The organism is Ruania albidiflava DSM 18029 (assembly GCF_000421225.1).
In the GTDB taxonomy this organism is placed as follows: Bacteria; Actinomycetota; Actinomycetes; order Actinomycetales; family Beutenbergiaceae; genus Ruania; species Ruania albidiflava.
The window spans coordinates 336207-356186 of the sequence record NZ_ATWL01000002.1 but is presented as its reverse complement, the minus strand read 5'-3'; the positions used below and the strand labels follow the sequence as shown (position 1 = coordinate 356186).

Genomic DNA, 19980 nt, shown 5'->3' with positions numbered 1-19980 from the left:
CGTCGACAGAGGCAGACGCTGAAGCCGGCAGTTCAGGACTGCTCGGCCATCCACGCCTCGACCCGGCGCTGCGCCTCCTCCTCGGAGACGTCCTCCACGCGGGTCATGATCGACCAGCGCAGCCCGAACGGGTCCCGGATCGAGCCGTACCGGTCGCCGGTGACGAAGGTGGAGACCTCTTCGCGGAGCGTGGCGCCGGCCGCCACGGCACGGGCCACCACGGCGTCGCAGTCGGTGCAGTAGTAGGCGATCGAGTGGGTGACGGCGTCGCCTCCGGGTGGCGGCAGCAGGCCGTAGGCCTCGTTGGCGTCGCCGAGCTGCAGGCGGCCGTTGCCGAAGTCGAGCTCGGCGTGGGCGACGGTGCCGTCCGGGGCGGCGGTGCGGCTGACCAGGCGCGCGTCGAACACGTTCCGGTAGAAGTCGATAGCACCGGCGCCGTCGGTCACGGTGACGAACGGGGTGAGGGCGGTGTAGCCGGCGGGGACCGGGGCGACGGTGGGACTCTGCGTGCTGGGGTTCGTGGTCATGGCTCGATCTTGCGCCGGCCCCTGCCCCACGATCTTGTCGAAACCCGACCTCCGCCCCTGGAAGTTGCTCGTCGAATCGGTCACGAACTGTGGCCAGATCGACGAGCAACTTCAGCTGTGGGGGCGGTGCTCGCGGGCGAACCGGCCCGGCGGGCGGCCGACCACCGTGGTGAAGTCGCGGGTGAAGTGCGCCTGGTCGGCGTAGCCGAGCTCGGTGGCCAGGTCCGCGAGCGCCGGCGGGTCGACCTCCCCGAGCCGGGCGGCGGCGTCCTGCAGCCGGCGGCGCTGCAGCAGCCACTTCGGGCTCAGCCCGATCCGGCGCCGGCAGATCCGCTGCAGCTGCCGTTCGCCCACACCGACCCGCGCGGCGAGCTCGGCCACAGTGTGTACCGCACCCTGCTCGGCCAGGTCGGCGGCGGCGTTGGCGAGCTCACCCTCGGCATCGAGGGGCCCGCAGCGCGCGACCACCCAGTCGGTCAGCGCCCGTCCGGCAGCCTCCGGGTGCGCGGGCATCAGCGCGCGGACTCGGGCACAGGCCGCAGTGAAGTCGGCGCCCAGCTCGGTGCGTTCAGCCCGGATCGCAGTGCCCACATCCAGCTGGGCAGCACCCACGCGCACAGCATCGGCCGCCTGGTGGCGCAGCAGCAGACCGGCCGCGGCCGGACGGAGCATGGCGCCCACTCCCCAGCCGGTCCCGGTCAGCGCGCGGGTGCCCAGACCGGCGTCCACACCGTAGAAGCCGGCCTCGTCGGCCATCACGACGACGTTCCCTCCCGGGTACTGGAGGAGCTCCTGGACCACCTGCTCCCCCGGTGGCAGGGACCACAGCGGCACCCAGACGTGCCGGACCAGGGCGGCTGCGCCGTCGTCGACCGCGAAGCGCAACAGCTGCACCCCCGCACGGGTGCCCGATCCGGGCAGCGGCCCCCGGGTGGGCACGCCAGGTCGGGTCATGGCCGGTTCAGGAGGTGCTGGCGCCGACCCGGAGGGTGGGCATGCCGAGGGAGACGGCACCCGGCTCGGGGGTGGGGTGGGTGTGCGTCGCGGTCTTGGCTGCCTGCCACGCGTCCCCGGCGCGGGTGCGGCGCAGGGTGAAGTCGCCGCTGGTGAGCGCGGAGTCGGCGATCAGGTGGTAGGGCGCGGAGTCGGTGACCGTGACGGTGACCATGTCACCGGGCCGAGGGGCATCAGCGTCGGTGAGGTCGTCCGGCAGGGCCAGGTGCACCAGGCGGTTGTCGGCGGCACGGCCGGAGATGCGGTGGGTGGCAGTGTCCTTGCGGCCCTCGTGGTCGGCGACGAGCACATCGACCTGGCGCCCGACCTGGGCGGCGTTCTCCTCCTCGGCGATCCGGTCCTGCAGCGCGACCAGCCGCCGGTACCGTTCGGCGACCACCTCGGTGGGCACCTGGTCGGGCAGGTCGGCTGCCGGGGTGCCCGGGCGGGGTGAGTACTGGAAGGTGAACGCGCTGGCGAACCGGGAGGCCTCGACGACGTCCAGGGTGGCCTGGAAGTCCTCCTCGGTCTCCCCGGGGAAGCCGACGATGATGTCGGTGGTGATCGCCGCGTGCGGGATGGCCTGACGGACCCGGTCCAGGATGCCGAGGAACTTGGTGCTGCGGTAGGAGCGGCGCATCGCCCGGAGCACGGCGTCCGACCCGGACTGCAGCGGCATGTGCAGCTGGGGCATCACCGTGGGTGTGCTGGCCATCGCCTCGATCACGTCGTCGGTGAACGCCGCCGGGTGCGGGGAGGTGAACCGCACCCGCTCCAGGCCCTCGATCTGCCCGCAGGCGCGCAGCAGCTTCGCGAACGCACCGCGGTCCCCGAAGCCCACCCCGTAGGAGTTCACGTTCTGCCCGAGCAGGGTGACCTCGATGGCGCCCTGGGCGACGACCGCCTGCACCTCGGCGAGGATGTCACCGGGCCGGCGGTCGCGCTCCTTGCCGCGCAGGTGCGGCACGATGCAGAACGTGCAGGTGTTGTTGCAGCCCACCGAGATGGACACCCACGCGGCGTAGGCGCTCTCCCGCTTGGTGGGCAGGGTGGAGGGGAAGACCTTGAGCGCCTCCTCGATCTCCACCTGCGCCTGGTCGTTGTGCCGGGCCCGCTCCAGCAGCGCGGGCAGCACGTCGATGTTGTGGGTGCCGAAGACCACGTCCACCCACGGGGCGCGTTCGACGATCCCGGAGCGGTCCTGCTGGGCCAGACAACCGCCGACGGCGATCTGCAGACCGGGGTGGGTCTTCTTCAGTCCGGCGAGCTGCCCGAGGTTGCCGTACAGCCGGTCCGAGGCGTTCTCCCGGACGGCGCAGGTGTTGATGACGACCACGTCCGCGCCCTCGGCCTGGTCGACCAGCGACTTCTCCGTGCGGGTGGCGGCCGGAGCGTAGCCGGCATCCTCGAGCAGCCCGGACATGCGCTCGGAGTCGTGCACGTTCATCTGGCAGCCCAGAGTGCGCACCAGGTACGTGCGCTGGTGGTCGGTCATGGCAGCCGATTCTACGATCCGGGGCAGTCCGGAGGTCATTCGTGTCCGCACTGTTATCGCAAGTTCGTCGCCGATACGGGCGTTTGGCGTTAGGTTGCCTGTATGAGCGACGACACAGGTGCGCCGCGCACCGACGACGGTGCCGGCATCCCGAAGCCCAGCAGCGAGCCGCTGGTGGTGCTCAGTGACGTGAACAAGTACTTCGGCGAGCTGCACGTGCTCCAGGACATCAACCTGACCGTGCACCGCGGTGAGGTGGTGGTGGTGATCGGGCCGTCCGGGTCCGGAAAGTCCACCCTGTGCCGGGCGATCAACCGGTTGGAACCGATCAACGGCGGCACCATCACCCTGGACGGTCAGCCGCTGCCCGCAGAGGGCAAGGCCTTGGCCCGGCTGCGTGCCGACGTCGGCATGGTGTTCCAGTCCTTCAACCTGTTCGCGCACAAGACGATCCTGGAGAACGTCACCCTGGGGCCCGTCAAGGTGAAGCGGGTGAAGTCGACCGAGGCGAAGAAGCAGGCGATGGAGCTGCTGGAGCGGGTCGGCGTGGCGAACCAGGCCGACAAGCTGCCGGCCCAGCTCTCCGGTGGCCAGCAGCAGCGGGTCGCGATCGCGCGGGCGCTGGCGATGCGCCCGAAGGTGATCCTCTTCGACGAACCGACCTCGGCGCTGGACCCGGAGATGGTCCAGGAGGTGCTGGACGTGATGGTCGGCCTGGCCAAGGAGGGCATGACCATGGTGGTGGTCACCCACGAGATGGGCTTCGCCCGCAAGGCCGCCGACCGGGTGGTGTTCATGTCCGACGGGCAGATCGTGGAAGAGGCCGAACCGGAGACGTTCTTCGACAACCCGCAGAGCAACCGCGCCAAGGACTTCCTCGGCAAGATCCTCACGCACTGATCGCCTACCGCGATCGGACGACGTCCCCAGTAACCAACGAAGGAGACCAAGGATGAAGACAACGCGAGCAGCGCTGGCCGCACTGGCGGCCGTGGGGGCCCTCACCCTTGCCGCCTGCACGGCTGAGCCGGGCGGAGAGGAGGGCGGCGGCGACACCGGAGCCGACAGCGGCGACAACGGCGACAGCGGCGCCGAAGGTGGCGACGGCGGCGGCGACAGCATCCGCATCGGCATCAAGTTCGACCAGCCGGGCCTCGGCTACAAGGACGGGGACACGTTCACCGGCTTCGACGTGGACGTGGCCACCTACATCGCCGAGCAGCTCGGGTACTCCGAGGACCAGATCGAGTGGGTGGAGTCCCCCTCGCCCCAGCGGGAGACGATGCTGCAGAACGAGCAGGTGGACATGATCGTGGCCACCTACTCGATCACCGACGAGCGGAACGAGGTCGTGGACTTCGCCGGACCCTACTTCGTAGCCGGTCAGGACCTGCTGATCCGCTCCGAGGACGCCGGCACCATCACCGGGCCGGACGTGCTGAACGGGAAGAATCTCTGCTCGGTCTCCGGCTCCACCTCGGCCCAGCGGGTGAAGGACGAATTCTCCCCCGATACCCAGCTGGTCGAGCTGAACGGGTACTCGGAGTGCATCCAGTACCTGGTCGGTGGCCAGGTGGATGCCGTCACCACTGATGACATCATCCTCGCCGGTCTGGCCGCCGCCGACGGCAGCGGTGAGCTGCAGGTGGTCGGCAACACGTTCTCCGAGGAGAACTACGGCGTGGGTCTGCCCCCGGGTTCCGACCAGTGCCAGCCCGTGACCGATGCGATCAACTCGATGATCGAGGACGGCAGCTGGGAGGAGTTCATCACCAGCAACACCGAGGGCACCGGCTATGAGCCGAATGCGGACCTGAACCCGCCGACTCCACAGGAATGCGCGTGACCCCTGAGGGCTGACGATCCGGGCGGGTGCGAGAGCATCCGCCCGGATCACGCACCTCGCACGTGACGGGTCGCGCCGGCAGGACTGCTACAGCCCCTAGCAGCGCTGCTACGGCCCGCAGACTCAGACGACGCGGGTCCACCGGAGGAAGGGAGCACAGGTGGGCGACTTTCTGCAGGTGCTTGGCGAGTACGACATCGCCGGTGCCTACTGGTTCAACGTCAAGCTGGCGTTCTTCAGCGGGATCTTCTCGCTGGTTCTGGGCACCATCCTGGCGTTGATGCGGATCTCTCCGCTGCCGTCGTTGCAGTGGGCTGGCGCCACCTACGTCAACCTGGTGCGCAACATTCCGCTGACCGTGGTGATGATGTTCGCTGCGTTCGCGCTCTGGCCGCAGCTGGGCGTGACGTTCTCGGAGAACCTGGACCAGAACTTCTTCTGGCTCGCGGTCTGGGCACTGTCGGTCTACACCGCGTCCTTCGTGTGCGAGTCGATCCGCTCCGGGGTGAACACGGTGCCGGTCGGTCAGGCAGAAGCGGCACGGGCGATCGGGCTCTCCTTCCTCCCGGCAGCGCGCCTGGTGATCCTCCCGCAGGCCTTCCGCGGCTCGATCGCCCCACTAGGCAACACGTTCATCGCACTGATCAAGAACACCACAGTGGCTTCGGCGATCTCCGTAGCAGACATCTCCCTGGTGATGAAGTACATGGTCGACCAGCACGGCAATTACGTCATCCCCATCTTCCTGACCGTCGCCGCGGGCTTCGTGATCATCGTGATCCCCGTCGGGCTCGTGGTGACGCTCCTCTCCCAACGTCTGGCGGTGGCCCGATGAGCGCGCAGTCGGTCCTGTTCGACGCCCCCGGGCCACGGGCGCGCCGGCGCATGCTGCTCGGCAACATCGTCGGTGCCCTCGTGGTGGTGCTGATCGGCGTGTTCGTCGTCTACCAGATGCACGCCCACGACCAGCTCACCGCGGAGAAGTGGGCACCGATGATCGAGGGTCGCACCTGGATCTACTACTTCCTGCCCGGCCTGCAGAACACGCTCGTCGCCGCTGCGTACTCGATCGTGCTCGCACTGGTGTTTGGCCTGGTGTTCGGTGTCGGTCGGCTCTCCAGCAACCGACTGATCCGCTGGTTCTGCGGTGTGGTGGTGGAGTTCTTCCGCGCCGTGCCGGTGCTGATCATGATGATTGGCGGGTGGATCTTCTGCGCCCAGGTACTCCGGCTCGACCCGGCACTGAGCCCGTTGCTCGGGGTGATCATCGGCCTGACCCTCTACAACGGCTCCGTCATCGCCGAGCTGGTGCGTTCTGGTGTGCACGGACTGCCCAAGGGACAGCGAGAGGCCGGCCTGGCGATCGGGATGACTCGCGGCCAGTCGATCCGCTCGATCGAGCTGCCGCAGGCACTGATGGCCATGCTGCCCGCGCTGGTGAGCCAGTTCGTGGTGGTGCTCAAGGACTCCGCACTCGGTGCGATCATCACCTACAACGAGCTGCTCCGCTCGGCACGACTGATCGGCGCCGATGCACCGTTCCCGGTGCTGCAGTCGTTCTTCGTGATCGCGATCATCTACATCGTGCTCAACGCGATCCTGTCCTGGATCGCCGGCAAGGTAGCCCGCCGGATCGGCGGCCGCACCTCCGGGAAGGTCGGCGGCGGCACCGTGAAGGGTGGCATCAACGGTGCAGTGAGCGTGCGGGCGATCCAGAAGTCGGAGATGGGTCAGGTGTGACTACTCCAGGAGGTCCGGGCCGTCGTCGCTGGCCGAGAGCTCCTCGTCCTCCTCGCCGAGCACCTGGTCCACCGCCCGCATCGCCACACCCGGTCCGTAGCCCTTGCGGGCGAGCATGCTGACGAGTCGGCGGCGGCGCTTGACCGGGTCGACGCCTTCGGTGGAGCGGGCCTTGCGGCGGACCAGCTCGAGCGCCCGGTCCGCCTCGTCCTCGGGCTGGACGGCTTCCAGGGCCGCGTTGGCCGTCTCGGTGTCCACTCCTTTGCGCCGCAGCTCCTGAGCCAGCGCTCGGCGGGCGAGGCCGCGTTCGTTGTGCCGGGTGCGCACCAGCATCTCGGCATAGGCGGCGTCGTCGATCAGCCCGACCTCGGTGAACCTGTCCAGCACCTTGGTGGCGACCTCGTCCGGCACGTTCTTGCTCGCCATCTTCTCCGCGAGCTGTGCCCGGGAGCGGGGCGCTCCGGTGAGCATCCGCAGTGCGATCGCCCGGGCGACGCTCTCCTGGTCGGGTTCGGCGTCCTCGGCTGCGGCACCCGAGGTGGGCGGCTCCTGCCCCGGTGCGGACCGTCGTCGTGCCTGGCTCACTGCACTCCCTCCTTCCTGCACGGACCCCGACCAGAGGGAAGCGGCGCCGTCACCGACCAGAGCAGGCACTGCCCCGGCTCGATGACGGCGCCACCACCGGTCAGAAGTCGACCGCTGTCTCCTCCGACTCCGGCACCGCCTCGAGCTTCACGCCGATGCCGAGCTTGGTCTTGATCTTCTGCTCGATCTCGACAGCGAGCTCCGGGTTGTCCTTGAGGAACCGGCGGGCGTTCTCCTTGCCCTGGCCGAGCTGGTCGCCCTCGTAGGTGTACCAGGCGCCGGACTTGCGCACGATGCCGTGCTCCACCCCGAGGTCGATCAGGCTGCCCTCGCGGGAGATGCCCACGCCGTAGACGATGTCGAACTCGGCCTGCTTGAACGGCGGGGCCATCTTGTTCTTCACCACCTTGGCGCGGGTGCGGTTGCCGACCGAGTCGGTGCCCTCCTTGAGGGTCTCGATGCGGCGCACGTCGATGCGGACCGAGGCGTAGAACTTCAGCGCCTTGCCGCCCGTGGTCGTCTCCGGAGAGTTGTGCACCATCACGCCGTCGACGAAGTAGTTGTGGTTGCCCTCCACCTCGATGTCGAACCGGTGCATCGACCGGGTCTCCGGCTTCACGTGGACGTCCAGCACCCGAGCCGGAACCAGCACCTGACGCGGCGGCAGGAACTCCGCGGTGACGTCAAACATGCCGCGGAACCGCTCGAGCAGCTTGTACGCCATCGACGGGTGCACGTAGGGTGCCACGATCTCCTGGAAGCGAGCGGTGCCCGCCGTGGTCAGCTGCAGCACTTGCTGGTTGCGCGGGCCGCGGGTGCGCAGGGTGCTCTCCACCCCGTGGGTGTCCCGCAGATACTCGATCATCCGCTGCCGCGACCCTGGGCTGAAGGACTCCACTCCGATCTCCGCACGACCGGAGCCACCGGCCGTGCGGGCTTGCAGGCCCTTGGACCGCAGGGCGAACGAGGCGTCATCCATGTACCAGACCGCCAGCGCGAGCGGGGTGAGTGCCTTGAGGTAGTCCCAGGTGATGTGCTTCTTGCCATCGCCGAAGTAGACCGCGTCACGCAGCTCGCCGAGCTCGGGCAGCGGGGTCAGGTCCAGGTGCACAGCACCGTTCGGACGGACGCTCCGGGTCTGCGGGACGTTCCCGAACATCGACGCCTTCCAGTCCAGGTAGTCCACCTGGTGCGGACCGTGCCCCATCCGGTAGCGAACTCCGTGACGTGCCCTGGTGTTCGGCGCGAGATGACCATCACCGAGCAGACCGCCGAGGACCATCTGCCACTGCTGGTCGGACAGTCGAGCCGTCTCCTGGGAGAGCACCCGGTCACCGGGGAGGATCTCCCCCGCTTCGCGCCACCCGGCGGGTGTGCTGATCAGGTGGTTCTCGGTCGCGGCGAACTGGGAGCGCCCGTTGCCGCCCGACTTCTCCACGGTGAACTGCAGGAAGTGGTCGGTCACGCCGTTGTCGAACCAGTTGACGATCTTACGTGGCACGACCTTGCCGGCGTCGGCGTCGTAGGAGAGAACCTCGACGTCCATCTTGTTGTTGACGATCTTTCCGATCTTCTCGGTGCTGCCGTCGGCGAGGTTCACCCGGGTGTTGTAGTTGAAGCACCCGAAGAAGACGCCGATCTTCTCGCGCAGCTGGTTGATGAAGATCGCGGTGGTGCCCGAGGAGTTCAGTGCCCCGGTGATCTTGCGCAGCGCCTGGGACATCAGCCGGGCCTGCAGGCCGACGTGGCTGTCACCCATCTCGCCCTCGATCTCCGCCTTGGGCACCAGGGCCGCGACCGAGTCGATCACGATGATGTCCAGCGCACCGGAGCGGATCAGCATGTCCATGATCTCCAGTGCCTGCTCACCGGTGTCCGGCTGGGAGACCAGCAGGGCGTCGGTGTCCACCCCGAGCTTCTTCGCGTACTCCGGGTCCAGAGCGTGCTCGGCGTCGATGAACGCGGCGATGCCGCCGTTCTTCTGCGCGTTCGCCACCGCGTGCAGGGCCACGGTGGTCTTCCCGGAGGACTCCGGGCCGTAGACCTCGATGATCCGCCCGCGGGGCAGACCACCGGTGCCGAGCGCCACGTCCAGGGCGATCGACCCGGTGGGGATCACCTCCACCGGTGGGCGGGTGTCGTCGCCGAGACGCATCACCGAACCTTTGCCGAAGGCTCGGTCGATCTGACTGAGTGCAGCATCGAGTGCCTTGCTGCGGTCTGCTGCGGGAGCAGCCATGGTGTCACCTTCACTTCGTTCTCGGACGGTCGAGCCGCCACCTGCGGACTGGGGCTGGTCTCTTCAGGGACCCGCCCTCTCCGGGCGGCAACCTGACACGGAGGCTATGTCCGACCACCGACATCCGGGCGCACCCAGCCACGATCTGTGGATGAGCGCACCCGTCCTCGCGCTGTCTCCACAGTACCCGAACACGCGTTCTAGCCCTGGGACGCTTGTACCGACACGCCGGGAGCGAGCGGACCGCGCAGGCGGTCCACCGGTGCTGCCTCGCCTCAGGTCATCAGCAGCCGGGTGATCCTCCTGGTGGTGGCCCACAGCCCGAACGCGCTCAGCGCCAGCAGGTAGCCCACGTGCAGCAGCAGCCCCCAGCCCAGCTCGCCCATCATCAGCGCCCGCACCAGCGCCACCCCGTGGTAGAGCGGCGTGGCCTGCACCACCCCCTGCAGCACGGGAGGGTAGGCGTCCAGCGGGTAGAAGGTGGCGGAGAACAGGAACATCGGCAGGATCGCCAGCTGCACGTAGTCCATGTCGTTCCAGGTGCGCATGAACGTGGTAGCGGCCATCCCCAGGGAGGCGAACGCCAGCCCGATCAGGGTGCACACGCCGATGGCCAGCAGCGCCCACCAGGACTGCACGAACCCGGCCACTGCGGCCACCAGCAGGAACGCGCAGGAGTACACCAGCCCGCGCAGCAGCGCCCAGGCGATCTCCCCGGCCGCGACCTCGGCGGGCTGCAGCGGGGTGGCCAGCACGGACTCGTACAGCTTGGAGTTCTTCAGCTTGCCGAACACGTTCGCGGTGGAGTCGTAGATGGCGCCGTTCATCGCCGAGGTGGCCATCATCGCCGGGGCCACGAACACCGCGTACGGGATCGCCCGGCCATCGACCTGGATGTCCCCGACCAGCGCGCCGATGCCCACGCCCATCGCGAACAGGTAGAACACCGGCTCGAAGAAGCCGGAGACGAACGTGCGCCAGTAGGACCGCGCGGCCGCGAAGTTGCGTTCCACGAGTGCGCCCGAGGCACGGAAGGCGATCGGGAACGGAAGGGGCATACGCCGGGTGGGCTGCGCCGTCATACTCATCTCAGACCACCATCCGACGCCGCAGGCGGCGCACGCCGAACACGTACCCGCCGATCGCCCAGGCGAGCAGGTAGGCCAGGTGCAGCGCCGCTTGCCAGCCTTCCACCGGCAGCGGAGCGGGCGAGCCAAGGCCCACGGCGCGGGTGAGGGTGATCGCGTGCGTGAGCGGTGAGGCCCAGGCGAGCCACTCCAGCACCTGCGGCAGCTGGCTGATCGGGAAGAACGTGCCGGAGAACAGGAACAGCGGCATGATCACGAACCGGTTCAGCATGTTGAAGCCTTCGTCGCTGGCGGTGCCGGCGGTGTAGGCGTACACCGGCAGCCCGAAGGCCAGACCGCCGAGCACGGCGATCGGGATGGTCAGCAGCGCTGCGGGGCCGCGCATCGCACCGAGCGCGAGGGCCACCAGGGCGAACGCGGTGGAGACCATCAGCAGCCGCAGCGCCAGGTACGCCACGTGCCCGCGGACCAGGTCCACCACCCGCAGCGGGCTGGCGAGCATCGCGTGGTAGGTGCGCTGCCACTTGATCGCGCCGAACACGTTGTAGGTGGTCTCCGCCACCGAGGTCATCATCGTCTGCGCGGCGACCAGGCCGGTGGCCACGAACCCCACATAGGCCACGCCCGGGACGGCGGTCCGTCCCGGTGCGTCGATGATCGCACCGAGCCCGTAACCCATCCCGGCCAGGTACAGCAGCGGGGCGAGCACCGAGGAGATCACGGTGGACTTCCAGATCCGTCGGTAGAGAGTCAGCCAGTAGGCGGTCACCGAGCGCCAACCACCGCCGACGGCGGAGCCCGCCCGGGTGCGCACGTCACCTTCGCGGGTGGTCGCCGGGGCGCTCATTCGACCAGGCTCCGGCCGGTCAGGCGCAGGAACACGTCCTCCAGGGAGGCGCGGCGCACCAGCGTGGACTGCGGGTGCACGCCCCGGTCGGTGAGCGCGTCCAGGGCGGCGTCACCGTCGTGGGTGTAGAGCAGCAGCCGGTCGGCGAGCACCTCCACCCGGTCCGCGAGGCCGTCCACGTCGGCGGCCTTCTGGGCGTGGTCGGGCACGTCGAAGCGCACCTCGAGCACCTCCCGAGAGGCGTAGGTGCGGATCAGCTCCCGCGGGGAGCCGTGCGCCACGATCCGGCCGTGGTCCATCACCACGAGCCGGTCGCAGAGCTGTTCGGCCTCGTCCATGTAGTGGATGGTCAGCACGAGGGTGACGCCCTCGCGCTTCAGCCGGAACAGCCGGTCCCAGAGGATGTGCCGGGCCTGCGGGTCCAGCCCGGTGGTCGGCTCGTCCAGGAGCAGGATGCTCGGGTCGTTGATCAGCGCCCGGGCGATGGTCAGCCGGCGCTTCATCCCGCCGGAGAGGGTGTCCACCTTGGCGCCGGCCTTCTCGGTGAGCTGGGCGAACTGCAGCAGCGGACCGGACTTGCGGTACAGCTCGGCGCGGGAGATGCCGAAGTAGCGGCCGAACACGGCGAGGTTCTGGGCGACGGTGAGCTCTTCGTCCAGCGCGTCCTGCTGCGGTACGACCCCGAGCCGAGCCTTGATCTGGGCGGCCTGGGTGGTCGGGTCCATGCCGAGCACCCGCAGCGTGCCGCCACCCACCGGCGACGTGCAGCCGATCATCCGCATCGTGGAGGTCTTCCCGGCCCCGTTCGGGCCGAGGAAGCCGAAGGACTCCCCTGCGGAGATCTGCAGGTCGATGCCGTCGACGGCCACGAAGTCCCCGAACGCCTTGCGCAGCCCAGCCGCCTCGATCAACGCCATGCTAGCAATCTAACATCGTGGCCGTGCTGGTCGCTCCCGCGGACCACTGCCGGCGCCGGACGGTCCGGGCAGCTGCTACTTCTTGGCATGGTGCGCCCGACGGTGCCGCCAGCGGATCTCGTCACCAAGCTCGTTCACCGTGCAGATCGCCTCCCACACCACACCGGGCGGCTCACCGTCCGCGAGCGCCTGGTTCGCGGTGCGACTACCGAGCGGCGCAAGCACCATGTCCTCGGCCAGGGAGGAGGCGTAGGCGCCGAACGTGTCTCGCATCGCCTGCTGGAACTCCGAGTGCTTCACAGCATCCAGCGTAATCGCCGGCACGGACAGCACCGCCGCGCTGTCAGTGCCACGGGGCACAATGGCGCTCGTGGCCCCGACACCGGACTCCGCAGAGGCGCTGGCGGCCTTCAGCGCGCCCACGCGGTCCTGGTTCACCAACGCCTTCGCCGCCCCCACCGCGGCCCAGGCGGGCGCGTGGCAGGCAATCTCCTCCGGGGAGCACACCCTGGTGGTCGCCCCGACCGGTTCCGGCAAGACGCTCGCAGCGTTCCTGTGGGCGCTGGACCACCTGCTCACCGGTCCCGAGCCGACCGAGCGCCCCCGGCGCTGCCGGGTGCTGTACATCTCGCCACTGAAGGCACTCGCCGCGGACGTGCAGCGCAACCTGCGCTCCCCGCTGGTCGGGGTCGGGCGGGCCGCAGCGCAGACCGGCACCACGGTGCGGGACGTGCAGGTCGGGGTGCGCACCGGGGACACCCCGGCCGCCGAGCGACGCTCCTTCGCCACCAGGCCACCGGACATCCTGATCACCACCCCGGAGTCGCTGTTCCTCATGCTCACCTCCGGTGCTCAGGAGGGGTTGCGCGGGGTGGAGCAGGTGATCGTGGACGAGGTGCACGCTCTGGCCGGGAACAAGCGCGGTGCGCACCTGGCACTGTCCCTGGAGCGGCTGGACGCGCTGCTCGAGACCCCGGCGCAACGGATCGGGTTGTCCGCCACCGTGCGTCCGCCGGAGGCGGTCGCCGCCTACCTGACCGGTGCGCGCACCCCGGCCGAGGGCGGCCGGGACACACGGATCGTGCAACCGGACACCGCAGCTGGGCCACAGCTGCACATCGACGTAGTGGTGCCGGTCCCGGACCTGAGCGACATCGCCGGGTCGGCACCGGCGCAGGGTGCCGCTCCCCCGGAGAACGGGGCCGGCTCGATCTGGTCGCACGTGACCGACCGGGTGACTGCGGAGATCACCAGCCACTCCGCCACGATCGTGTTCGCCAACTCCCGACGCGGTGCGGAGCGGCTCGCCGCGCGGATCAACGAGGCCCACGCCCGGCAGCTGGGCACCGGCGGTGACCTCGACCCGGGCTCGGCCTGGGCGGCGGAGGTGCCGGCACAGTCCGGCACGTCCCTGGGCGTGGGCGAGCAGCCGGGAGCTGAGGTGATCGCCCGCCCGCACCACGGCTCGATGAGCCGGGACGAGCGCACCGCCACCGAGACCGCACTCAAGAACGGCACCCTGCCGGCGGTGGTGGCCACCTCCTCCCTGGAGCTGGGCATCGACATGGGTGCGGTGGACCTGGTGGTGCAGGTAGGGTCGCCGCCCTCGGTGGCCAGTGCGCTGCAGCGGATCGGCCGGGCCAGCCACCAGGTGGGGGCGCTCTCCCACGGCGTGGTGCTGCCCACGCACCGCGGCGACCTGCTCGCTGCCGCCACCACCTCCGCCCGCGCCCGGCTGGGCCTGATCGAGGCCACGCGCACACCGACGAACCCCCTGGACGTGCTGGCGCAGCAGATCGTGGCGATGTGCGCCGTCGACGACTGGCAGGTGGATGACCTGAGTGCTCTGGTGCGCCGCGCCGCCCCCTTCACCACGCTGACCGACCGGCTGCTGACCGCAGTGCTGGACATGCTTTCCGGGCGGTATCCCAGCGAGGAGTTCGCCGAGCTGCGGCCACGGATCACCTGGGACCGGGTGGCCGGCACCCTCACCGGGCGGCGCGGTGCGCGACTGCTGGCCACGGTCAGCGGCGGCACCATCCCGGACCGCGGCATGTACGGGGTGTACGTGGTCGGCACCGAGTCCACCGCCCGTGGCGGCAAGCGGGTCGGTGAGCTGGACGAGGAGATGGTGTACGAGTCCCGGGCGGGCGACACGTTCACCCTCGGCTCCTCCACCTGGCGCATCGAGGACATCACCCCCGAGCGCGTGCTGGTCTCCCCCGCACCCGGGCTGCCCGGCCGGCTGCCGTTCTGGAAGGGCGATGCGCCCGGCCGGCCGGCCGAGCTGGGCGAGGCGATCGGGGCGATGGTGCGCTCGGTCGCGGATGCTGACTTCGACCCCGGCGCCGTAGCCGACTGGGGGCTGGACGACTGGGCGCGGGACAACCTGCTCGCCTACCTGCGCGAGCAGCAGGAGGCCACCGGGCGGCTGCCCGGCGACCGGTCTCTCGTGGTGGAACGGTTCCGGGACGAGCTCGGCGACTGGCGGGTGGTGATCCACTCCCCGTACGGGGCGAAGGTGCACGCCCCGTGGGCGCTGGTGCTGTCGGCCCGGCTGCGGGAGCGGTTCGGCATGGACGTGGCCGCGATGCACTCCGACGACGGGATCGTGCTGCGCCTGCCGGACACCGACGCCGGGGCGGCGATGGCCGACCCGTTCGGGCCGCTGACCACCGACGACCTGCTCACCCCCGGCGCCGATACCGAGCTGCCGCTGGAAGACCTGCTGCTCGACGCGGACCGGATCGACGCGGAGGTGATGGCTGCACTGTCCTCTTCCCCGCACTTCGCCGCCCGGTTCCGGGAGGCCGCCGCCCGCTCTCTGCTCCTCCCCCGGCGCCGCCCAGACCAACGCCAGCCGCTGTGGCAGCAGCGCCAGCGCGCCGCCCAGCTGCTCGCGGTGGCCGCAGAGCACCCGGAGTTCCCGGTGATGCTGGAGGCGGTTCGGGAGTGCCTGCAGGACGACTTCGACACCGGGGCGCTGGCGGATCTGATGCGCCGGGTGCGCGCCCGCGAGGTCCAGGTGGTGGAGGTGCGCACCAACCGCCCCTCACCGTTCGCGCAGTCGCTGCTGTTCGGATACGTGGCCCAGTTCCTCTACGGAGAGGACACCCCGTTGGCCGAGCGGCGGGCAGCAGCGCTCACCCTGGATGCCGGCCTGATCGCCGACCTGCTCGGTGAAGGTGCGGACGTGGCCGATCTCCTGGATGCCGGGGCGCTGGCCTCGGTGGAGGCGGAGGTGTCCCTGCGCACCGACGCCTACCGGGCCACCAGCGCCGACCAGCTGGCCGACCTGGTCCGCCGGCTCGGGCCGATCACCACCAGTGGGCTGGCCGAGCGGGCCGCGGACGCCGCGCCGGTACCGGCCTGGCTGGAGCAGCTCGCCGCAGCGCGGCGGGTGGTCAGCGTGCGGGTGGCGCGCGAGGACCGGTGGGCGGTGGTGGAGGACGCGGCACGGCTGCGCGACGGGCTGGGCATGGCGCTGCCGCCGGGGCTGCCCGAGGATCTGCTGGCACCGGCACCCGAGGCGCTGGCCGACCTGGTGCTGCGGTACGCCCGCAGCCACGGCCCGTTCCGCGCCCAGCAGCTGGCCGACCACTATGGTCTGGGGGCCGCGGCGGTCGCGCCGGTGCTGGAACGCCTGGTGACCCGCGGGCTGCTGGCCAGCGGCACGCTCCGCCCGGCCGAGGCGCACACGGCGACCACTGCGGCGCTGCCCGGGCCAGACTTCTGCGATGCGGACGTGCTGCGCCGCATCCGGCGCCGCTCGCTGGCCACGCTCCGTGCGGAGGTGGAAGCGGTGCCGGCCGAGCAGCTGGCCGTGTACCTGCCGCGCTGGCACCAGGTACGTGCCCTGCACGGGGTGGACGGAGTGCTGGCCGTGGTCGACCAGCTCGCCGGGACCCCGGTGGCGGCCTCGGCCTGGGAGTCGTCGGTGCTGCCGGCGCGGGTGCGGGACTACACCCCAGAGATGCTGGACGAGCTGACCAGCTCCGGGGAGGTGGTCTGGGTCGGCGCCGGTGGCGGGCCGGGCAACGACGGCCTGGTGGCGCTGCTGCCGGCCGAGGCGGTGGCCGACCTGGCACCGGACCCCGAGGAGGCGGCCGGGCCGGTAGCTGCGGCCGTGCTGCAGGTGCTCGCCGGCGCGGGTGGGATGTTCTTCCCCGGCCTGGCGGCCGGGGTGGCGGAGGTGCTGCCCGACGGCGCACCTACCAGCGAGGAGGTGCTCTCAGCGCTGTGGGAGGTCGCCTGGGCAGGGCTGGTGACCAATGACACGCTGACGCCGCTGCGGGCCCGGCTGGGTGCCCGTCCGCGGCCCGGCACCAGCGCCCGCACGCGGGCCCGGCCCCGGGGGCGGTCGTTGCGGGCGCTGGCGCTACGGCAGGCAGGGCTGGCCACGCCGGTGGTCGGCGCCGCGGGGGCCCTCGGCGGCACCGGTGCCAGCGCGGCCGGGTCGGCGCGCGGGCCTCGGGCTGTGCCGGAGCAGGCGTTGGGTCGCTGGTCGCTGGTGGGCCGGCGGTCCGAGGCCTCTCGCCGGGCGACGGTGGCGGCACTGGCGCTGATCGACCGGGACGGGCTGGTCACCCGGGGTAGTGCCGCCGACCGGCTGCCCGGCGGGTTCGGTACCGCCTACCGGGTGCTCGGGCAGCTGGAAGAGACCGGTCAGGTGCGCCGCGGCTACTTCGTGGAGGGGCTGGGCGGGGCGCAGTTTGCCCTGCCGGAGGCCGTGGACCGGCTGCGGAGCAGTGACCCGGCCGGTACCGGTGCGCTGCTGCTGGCCGCCACCGACCCGGCGAACCCGTACGGGGCGGCGCTGCCCTGGCCGGAGCCGATCACGCTTGCCGAGGAGACCAGCAAGCACCGTCCGGGGCGAAAGGTGGGTGCCAGCGTGGTCCTCGTGGACGGCCAGCTGGTGCTGTACCTGGAGCGCGGAGCCCGGTCGGTGCTGACGTTCCAGACCGAGACCGACCTGCTCGCCCAGGCGAGCACGGAGCTGGTGGCGGTGGCCACCTCCGGAGCGCTGGGTCGGTTCACCGTGGTGCGGGTAGACGGGCAGCGCGCGCTGGGCAGCACTTCCGCCACTGCGAAGGCACTGCAGGCGGCTGGCTTCATCGCCACACCCGGCGGACTGCGGATCCCGAGGCGGTGAGGCGTGCCGGAGGGTGATGTGCTGGCCCGGCTGGCGCGGCTGCTGGACCGCAGCCTGGGCCGGGAGGAGCTGGTGCGTTCCGAGCTGCGCTGGCCTGGAGCGGGCGGAGTGAGCTTCGTCGGTCGGGTACACCTGGGCAGCATCAGCTACGGCAAGCACCTGCTCACCCGGTTCGACGACGGCCGTACCTTGCACACGCACATGCGGATGGACGGCGTGTGGCGGGCCCGGCGCACCCGCACACCACCGGAGCTCCTGCGCCGACCCACGGTGCGGGCAGTGCTGGCCACTCCGGCGTGGACCTGCGTGGGCGAGCAGCTCGGCATGCTCACCGTGCTGCGCACCGCGGAGGAGGAGCTGTTGCTCGCCCGACTCGGGCCGAACCTCATGGCCCGAGGGGACGAGCTGGAGGCGGCACTGGACCTGGCGGCCGCGAACGCCGCCCGGCAGCGCGGGCGGAGCGTGGGTGAGGTGCTGCTGGACCAGACCGTGGCCGCCGGGATCGGCACCATCTACCTGGCTGAGACGCTCTGGCGGCACCGGATCAGCCCGTGGCGCCAGGTCCACCAGGTGCCCGACCTGCGGGCGGTGTATGCCACCGCGGCTGCGCTGATGCACCGGTCCGCGGACGCGCCGGTGCTCACCGCCACCGGCAGCCGGGAACGGACCACGCATGTGCACGGTCGCGACCAGCTCGCTTGTCCGCGGTGCGGGCACCCGATCGCGGTCGCGCCGATCGGCCCGCCCGGTAAGGAACGACCGGCGTTCCACTGCCCGGCCTGCCAGCCGGACTGAGCCAGGTCAGACGGCGGCGAGGTCCTCGTCGCGGCCGAACTGGCTGATGAAGTCCGCCGGGATGGTGTCCGGGATGGCCACACCTTCAGCGATGGCGACCCGGTCGGAGACCTCCCGGAGGACCACGGACATCGGGATGCTCAGCGCGGTGCAGATCGAGGAGAGCAGCTCCGAGGAGGCCTCCTTCTGCCCGCGCTCCACCTCGGACAGGTAGCCGAGGGACACCCGTGCCGCCGAGGAGACCTCACGCAACGTGCGGCCCTGGCCTTGGCGGGCGCCACGAAGGACGTCACCGATCTCGCGCCTCAGTACCACCATGGTGCGTCCCTCCTCTCGGGTGCCAACGTCGATTGCTGTGCTACTACCGTACCCTGCCGTACCGACAGGTGCGCGCTTGGCTGTGCGCGGTGGTCGGGAGCTGGACCATCCAGCGCGTGGCCCGGTCGCCATCCGGGGCGTGTTCAGCGAACGTGTCTGCATCATCACCCTGTCCAACGCCGCTGCCGTCAGTTCTGTTCCAGAGGTGAACGGCACCACACTCTGGTCACGATGCTGCCGTTGCTCGACCGTGCGGACCGGCAGCGCAGCTAGTCCAGCAGCAGCGCGAGCGCCAGCTGCACTGCGGCGGCACGTGTCTCCGGTCGAGTCCCGGCGAGCCGGTGCCCGCGCACTGCCGGGGTGCGGCCAACACCGCTGCAGGCGACGTAGATCGTCCCCGCCGGGTGCCCGTCCGCCGGGCCCGGCCCAGCGACGCCCGTCGTAGCCAGGGCGAGATCGGCCTCGAACAGCGACCGGACGCCGTCAGCCATCTGCACCGCGACCTGGGGGTGGACCGGACCTTGGGCCATCAGCAGCGCCATGTCCACGCCGAGCACGCTCGCCTTGCTGTCCGTGGCATAGGCGAGAACTCCGCCGCGGAACACGGCCGAGGCACCGGGCACGGCAACCAGCTCGGCGCCGAGCAGCCCGCCGGTGAGCGACTCGGCGACCGCGATCGTGGTACCGGCCGCACGGAGCCGGGCGAGCACCTGCGCGGCGACACCCCGGGTGTCGGTGCTCTGCTCAGCAGCTGTGGGTGGCTTCACGCCTCCTGCTCACGCACGATCCGCCAGGCACGCCAGCAGTAGTCCAGCCCGGTGACCACAGTGACCGCGGTGGCGAGCACCATGACCACGTAGGCGGCGATGTCCCACCAGTCGCCCACCGGTGCGGGGAACAGGGCTGTGGCCGGCAGCATCATCATCGACAAGAACACGACCTGCAGCACGGTCTTCAGCTTGCCACCGCTGGAGGCTGCGATCACCGACCGGCGCACCATCACGAACCGCAGCACGGTGATGCCGATCTCGCGGACCAGGATGAGGATCGTGGCCCACCAGGGCATGAGACCCATCAGGGAGAGCACCACCATCGCGGCACCGGTGAGCAGCTTGTCGGCGAACGGGTCGGCGATCTTGCCGAAGTTGGTGACGATGCCACGTCGCCGGGCGATGGTGCCGTCCAGCTTGTCGGTCGCAGCGGCGATCAGGAACACGGCGAGCGCAGCGAGCGCAGTAGCCGTGGTGTCCTGCCACAGCAGCACCACGAACACTGGGACCAGGACGATGCGCAGCATGGTGAGCACGTTCGGCAGGTTCCACACCGGCGCGATGGGGTTGCCCGGCGCGGTGCTGGGCTGCTGGGCGGGGTGCTCGGGGGTGCTGGACACTCCTCCAGCCTACGGGACGCAGCCCTCGGTGGACGGCGGTACCGACGC

General features: G+C 70.6%; 18 protein-coding genes and 2 pseudogenes. 6 read left to right on the top strand and 14 right to left on the bottom strand.

Features of this window, described 5'->3' with window-relative positions:
* Window positions 1-32: 32 nt before the first annotated feature.
* The 3 genes from K338_RS0104055 to miaB form a co-directional block, all read right to left on the bottom strand.
* A complete protein-coding gene (locus K338_RS0104055) occupies window positions 33-527 on the bottom strand; it encodes a VOC family protein (protein WP_022916905.1) in 495 nt (164 codons plus the stop codon).
* Between the two features lie 111 nt (window positions 528-638).
* A complete protein-coding gene (locus tag K338_RS20375) occupies window positions 639-1481 on the bottom strand; it encodes a helix-turn-helix domain-containing protein (protein ID WP_084480571.1) in 843 nt (280 codons plus the stop codon).
* 7 nt (window positions 1482-1488) lie between these two features.
* Entirely contained in the window at window positions 1489-3054 is a 1566-nt protein-coding gene (gene miaB, locus K338_RS0104045; protein WP_022916903.1) for a tRNA (N6-isopentenyl adenosine(37)-C2)-methylthiotransferase MiaB, read from the bottom strand.
* 63 nt (window positions 3055-3117) lie between these two features.
* On the opposite strand from miaB, the gene K338_RS0104040 reads away from it, so the two are divergent.
* The 4 genes from K338_RS0104040 to K338_RS20370 all read left to right on the top strand — a co-directional run bounded on the left by K338_RS0104040 (window position 3118) and on the right by K338_RS20370 (window position 6601).
* Window positions 3118-3915: an amino acid ABC transporter ATP-binding protein gene (locus K338_RS0104040; RefSeq protein ID WP_022916902.1), complete on the top strand. Its 798-nt coding sequence runs from the start codon at window positions 3118-3120 to the stop codon at window positions 3913-3915.
* Window positions 3916-3967: 52 nt separating this feature from the next.
* Window positions 3968-4861, top strand: a complete 894-nt coding sequence (locus K338_RS0104035) for a glutamate ABC transporter substrate-binding protein (RefSeq protein WP_022916901.1) — start codon at window positions 3968-3970, stop codon at window positions 4859-4861.
* A gap of 160 nt (window positions 4862-5021) precedes the next feature.
* Entirely contained in the window at window positions 5022-5696 is a 675-nt protein-coding gene (locus tag K338_RS0104030; RefSeq protein WP_022916900.1) for an amino acid ABC transporter permease, read from the top strand.
* Window positions 5693-6601: an amino acid ABC transporter permease gene (locus K338_RS20370; RefSeq protein WP_022916899.1), complete on the top strand. Its 909-nt coding sequence runs from the start codon at window positions 5693-5695 to the stop codon at window positions 6599-6601. The genes K338_RS0104030 and K338_RS20370 overlap by 4 nt, the downstream gene beginning before the upstream one ends.
* Here K338_RS20370 and K338_RS20365 read toward each other — a convergent pair whose 3' ends face one another.
* The 8 genes and pseudogenes from K338_RS20365 to K338_RS0103995 form a co-directional block, all read right to left on the bottom strand.
* Window positions 6602-7186: a regulatory protein RecX gene (locus tag K338_RS20365; RefSeq protein ID WP_022916898.1), complete on the bottom strand. Its 585-nt coding sequence runs from the start codon at window positions 7184-7186 to the stop codon at window positions 6602-6604.
* 100 nt (window positions 7187-7286) lie between these two features.
* Window positions 7287-7784: a hypothetical protein gene (locus tag K338_RS26360; protein WP_277049386.1), complete on the bottom strand. Its 498-nt coding sequence runs from the start codon at window positions 7782-7784 to the stop codon at window positions 7287-7289.
* Window positions 7785-7955: 171 nt separating this feature from the next.
* Window positions 7956-8531, bottom strand: a pseudogene (locus K338_RS26355) (LAGLIDADG endonuclease); the annotation flags it as partial.
* A gap of 45 nt (window positions 8532-8576) precedes the next feature.
* Window positions 8577-9425: pseudogene (gene recA / locus K338_RS26350) on the bottom strand (recombinase RecA); the annotation flags it as partial.
* A gap of 275 nt (window positions 9426-9700) precedes the next feature.
* Window positions 9701-10513 carry an ABC transporter permease gene (locus tag K338_RS0104010; RefSeq protein WP_245542884.1) on the bottom strand — a complete coding sequence of 271 codons (813 nt, stop codon included), beginning with the start codon at window positions 10511-10513 and terminating at the stop codon, window positions 9701-9703.
* A gap of 1 nt (window position 10514) precedes the next feature.
* The gene (locus K338_RS0104005) at window positions 10515-11360 is read right to left on the bottom strand and encodes an ABC transporter permease (RefSeq protein ID WP_022916895.1); all 846 of its coding nucleotides are present in this window, start codon (window positions 11358-11360) and stop codon (window positions 10515-10517) included.
* Window positions 11357-12277, bottom strand: a complete 921-nt coding sequence (locus tag K338_RS0104000) for an ABC transporter ATP-binding protein (protein ID WP_022916894.1) — start codon at window positions 12275-12277, stop codon at window positions 11357-11359. The genes K338_RS0104005 and K338_RS0104000 overlap by 4 nt, the downstream gene beginning before the upstream one ends.
* A 75-nt stretch (window positions 12278-12352) precedes the next feature.
* Window positions 12353-12577, bottom strand: coding sequence for a DUF3046 domain-containing protein (locus K338_RS0103995; protein WP_027286408.1), 225 nt, complete (start codon window positions 12575-12577; stop codon window positions 12353-12355).
* 61 nt (window positions 12578-12638) lie between these two features.
* Between K338_RS0103995 and K338_RS0103990 the strand changes: the two genes are divergently transcribed.
* Together K338_RS0103990 and K338_RS0103985 are read left to right on the top strand one after the other, a co-directional pair.
* Complete coding sequence (locus K338_RS0103990; protein WP_022916892.1) at window positions 12639-17429, top strand: DEAD/DEAH box helicase; 4791 nt, start codon at window positions 12639-12641, stop codon at window positions 17427-17429.
* 3 nt (window positions 17430-17432) lie between these two features.
* A complete protein-coding gene (locus K338_RS0103985) occupies window positions 17433-18224 on the top strand; it encodes an Fpg/Nei family DNA glycosylase (RefSeq protein WP_022916891.1) in 792 nt (263 codons plus the stop codon).
* A 6-nt stretch (window positions 18225-18230) separates the two neighbouring features.
* On the opposite strand, the gene K338_RS0103980 is transcribed toward K338_RS0103985, so the two are convergent.
* The 3 genes from K338_RS0103980 to pgsA form a co-directional block, all read right to left on the bottom strand.
* Window positions 18231-18542: a helix-turn-helix domain-containing protein gene (locus tag K338_RS0103980; protein WP_027286406.1), complete on the bottom strand. Its 312-nt coding sequence runs from the start codon at window positions 18540-18542 to the stop codon at window positions 18231-18233.
* Between the two features lie 269 nt (window positions 18543-18811).
* On the bottom strand, window positions 18812-19309 hold the full coding sequence (locus K338_RS20355; RefSeq protein ID WP_022916889.1) for a CinA family protein: 498 nt from the start codon (window positions 19307-19309) through the stop codon (window positions 18812-18814).
* Window positions 19306-19932, bottom strand: coding sequence for a CDP-diacylglycerol--glycerol-3-phosphate 3-phosphatidyltransferase (gene pgsA, locus K338_RS0103970; RefSeq protein WP_022916888.1), 627 nt, complete (start codon window positions 19930-19932; stop codon window positions 19306-19308). Before pgsA ends, K338_RS20355 begins: the two co-directional genes overlap by 4 nt.
* Between the last annotated feature and the right edge of the window lie 48 nt (window positions 19933-19980).

Coding starts and splice junctions, on each gene's coding strand:
- K338_RS0104055 (WP_022916905.1), bottom strand. CDS start 527: ATGACCACGAACCCCAGCACGCAGAGTCCCACCGTCGCCCCGGTCCCC.
- K338_RS20375 (WP_084480571.1), bottom strand. CDS start 1,481: ATGACCCGACCTGGCGTGCCCACCCGGGGGCCGCTGCCCGGATCGGGC.
- miaB (WP_022916903.1), bottom strand. CDS start 3,054: ATGACCTCCGGACTGCCCCGGATCGTAGAATCGGCTGCCATGACCGAC.
- K338_RS0104040 (WP_022916902.1), top strand. CDS start 3,118: ATGAGCGACGACACAGGTGCGCCGCGCACCGACGACGGTGCCGGCATC.
- K338_RS0104035 (WP_022916901.1), top strand. CDS start 3,968: ATGAAGACAACGCGAGCAGCGCTGGCCGCACTGGCGGCCGTGGGGGCC.
- K338_RS20370 (WP_022916899.1), top strand. CDS start 5,693: ATGAGCGCGCAGTCGGTCCTGTTCGACGCCCCCGGGCCACGGGCGCGC.
- K338_RS26360 (WP_277049386.1), bottom strand. CDS start 7,784: ATGCACCGGTTCGACATCGAGGTGGAGGGCAACCACAACTACTTCGTC.
- K338_RS0104010 (WP_245542884.1), bottom strand. CDS start 10,513: ATGAGTATGACGGCGCAGCCCACCCGGCGTATGCCCCTTCCGTTCCCG.
- K338_RS0104005 (WP_022916895.1), bottom strand. CDS start 11,360: ATGAGCGCCCCGGCGACCACCCGCGAAGGTGACGTGCGCACCCGGGCG.
- K338_RS0104000 (WP_022916894.1), bottom strand. CDS start 12,277: ATGGCGTTGATCGAGGCGGCTGGGCTGCGCAAGGCGTTCGGGGACTTC.
- K338_RS0103990 (WP_022916892.1), top strand. CDS start 12,639: ATGGCGCTCGTGGCCCCGACACCGGACTCCGCAGAGGCGCTGGCGGCC.
- K338_RS0103980 (WP_027286406.1), bottom strand. CDS start 18,542: ATGGTGGTACTGAGGCGCGAGATCGGTGACGTCCTTCGTGGCGCCCGC.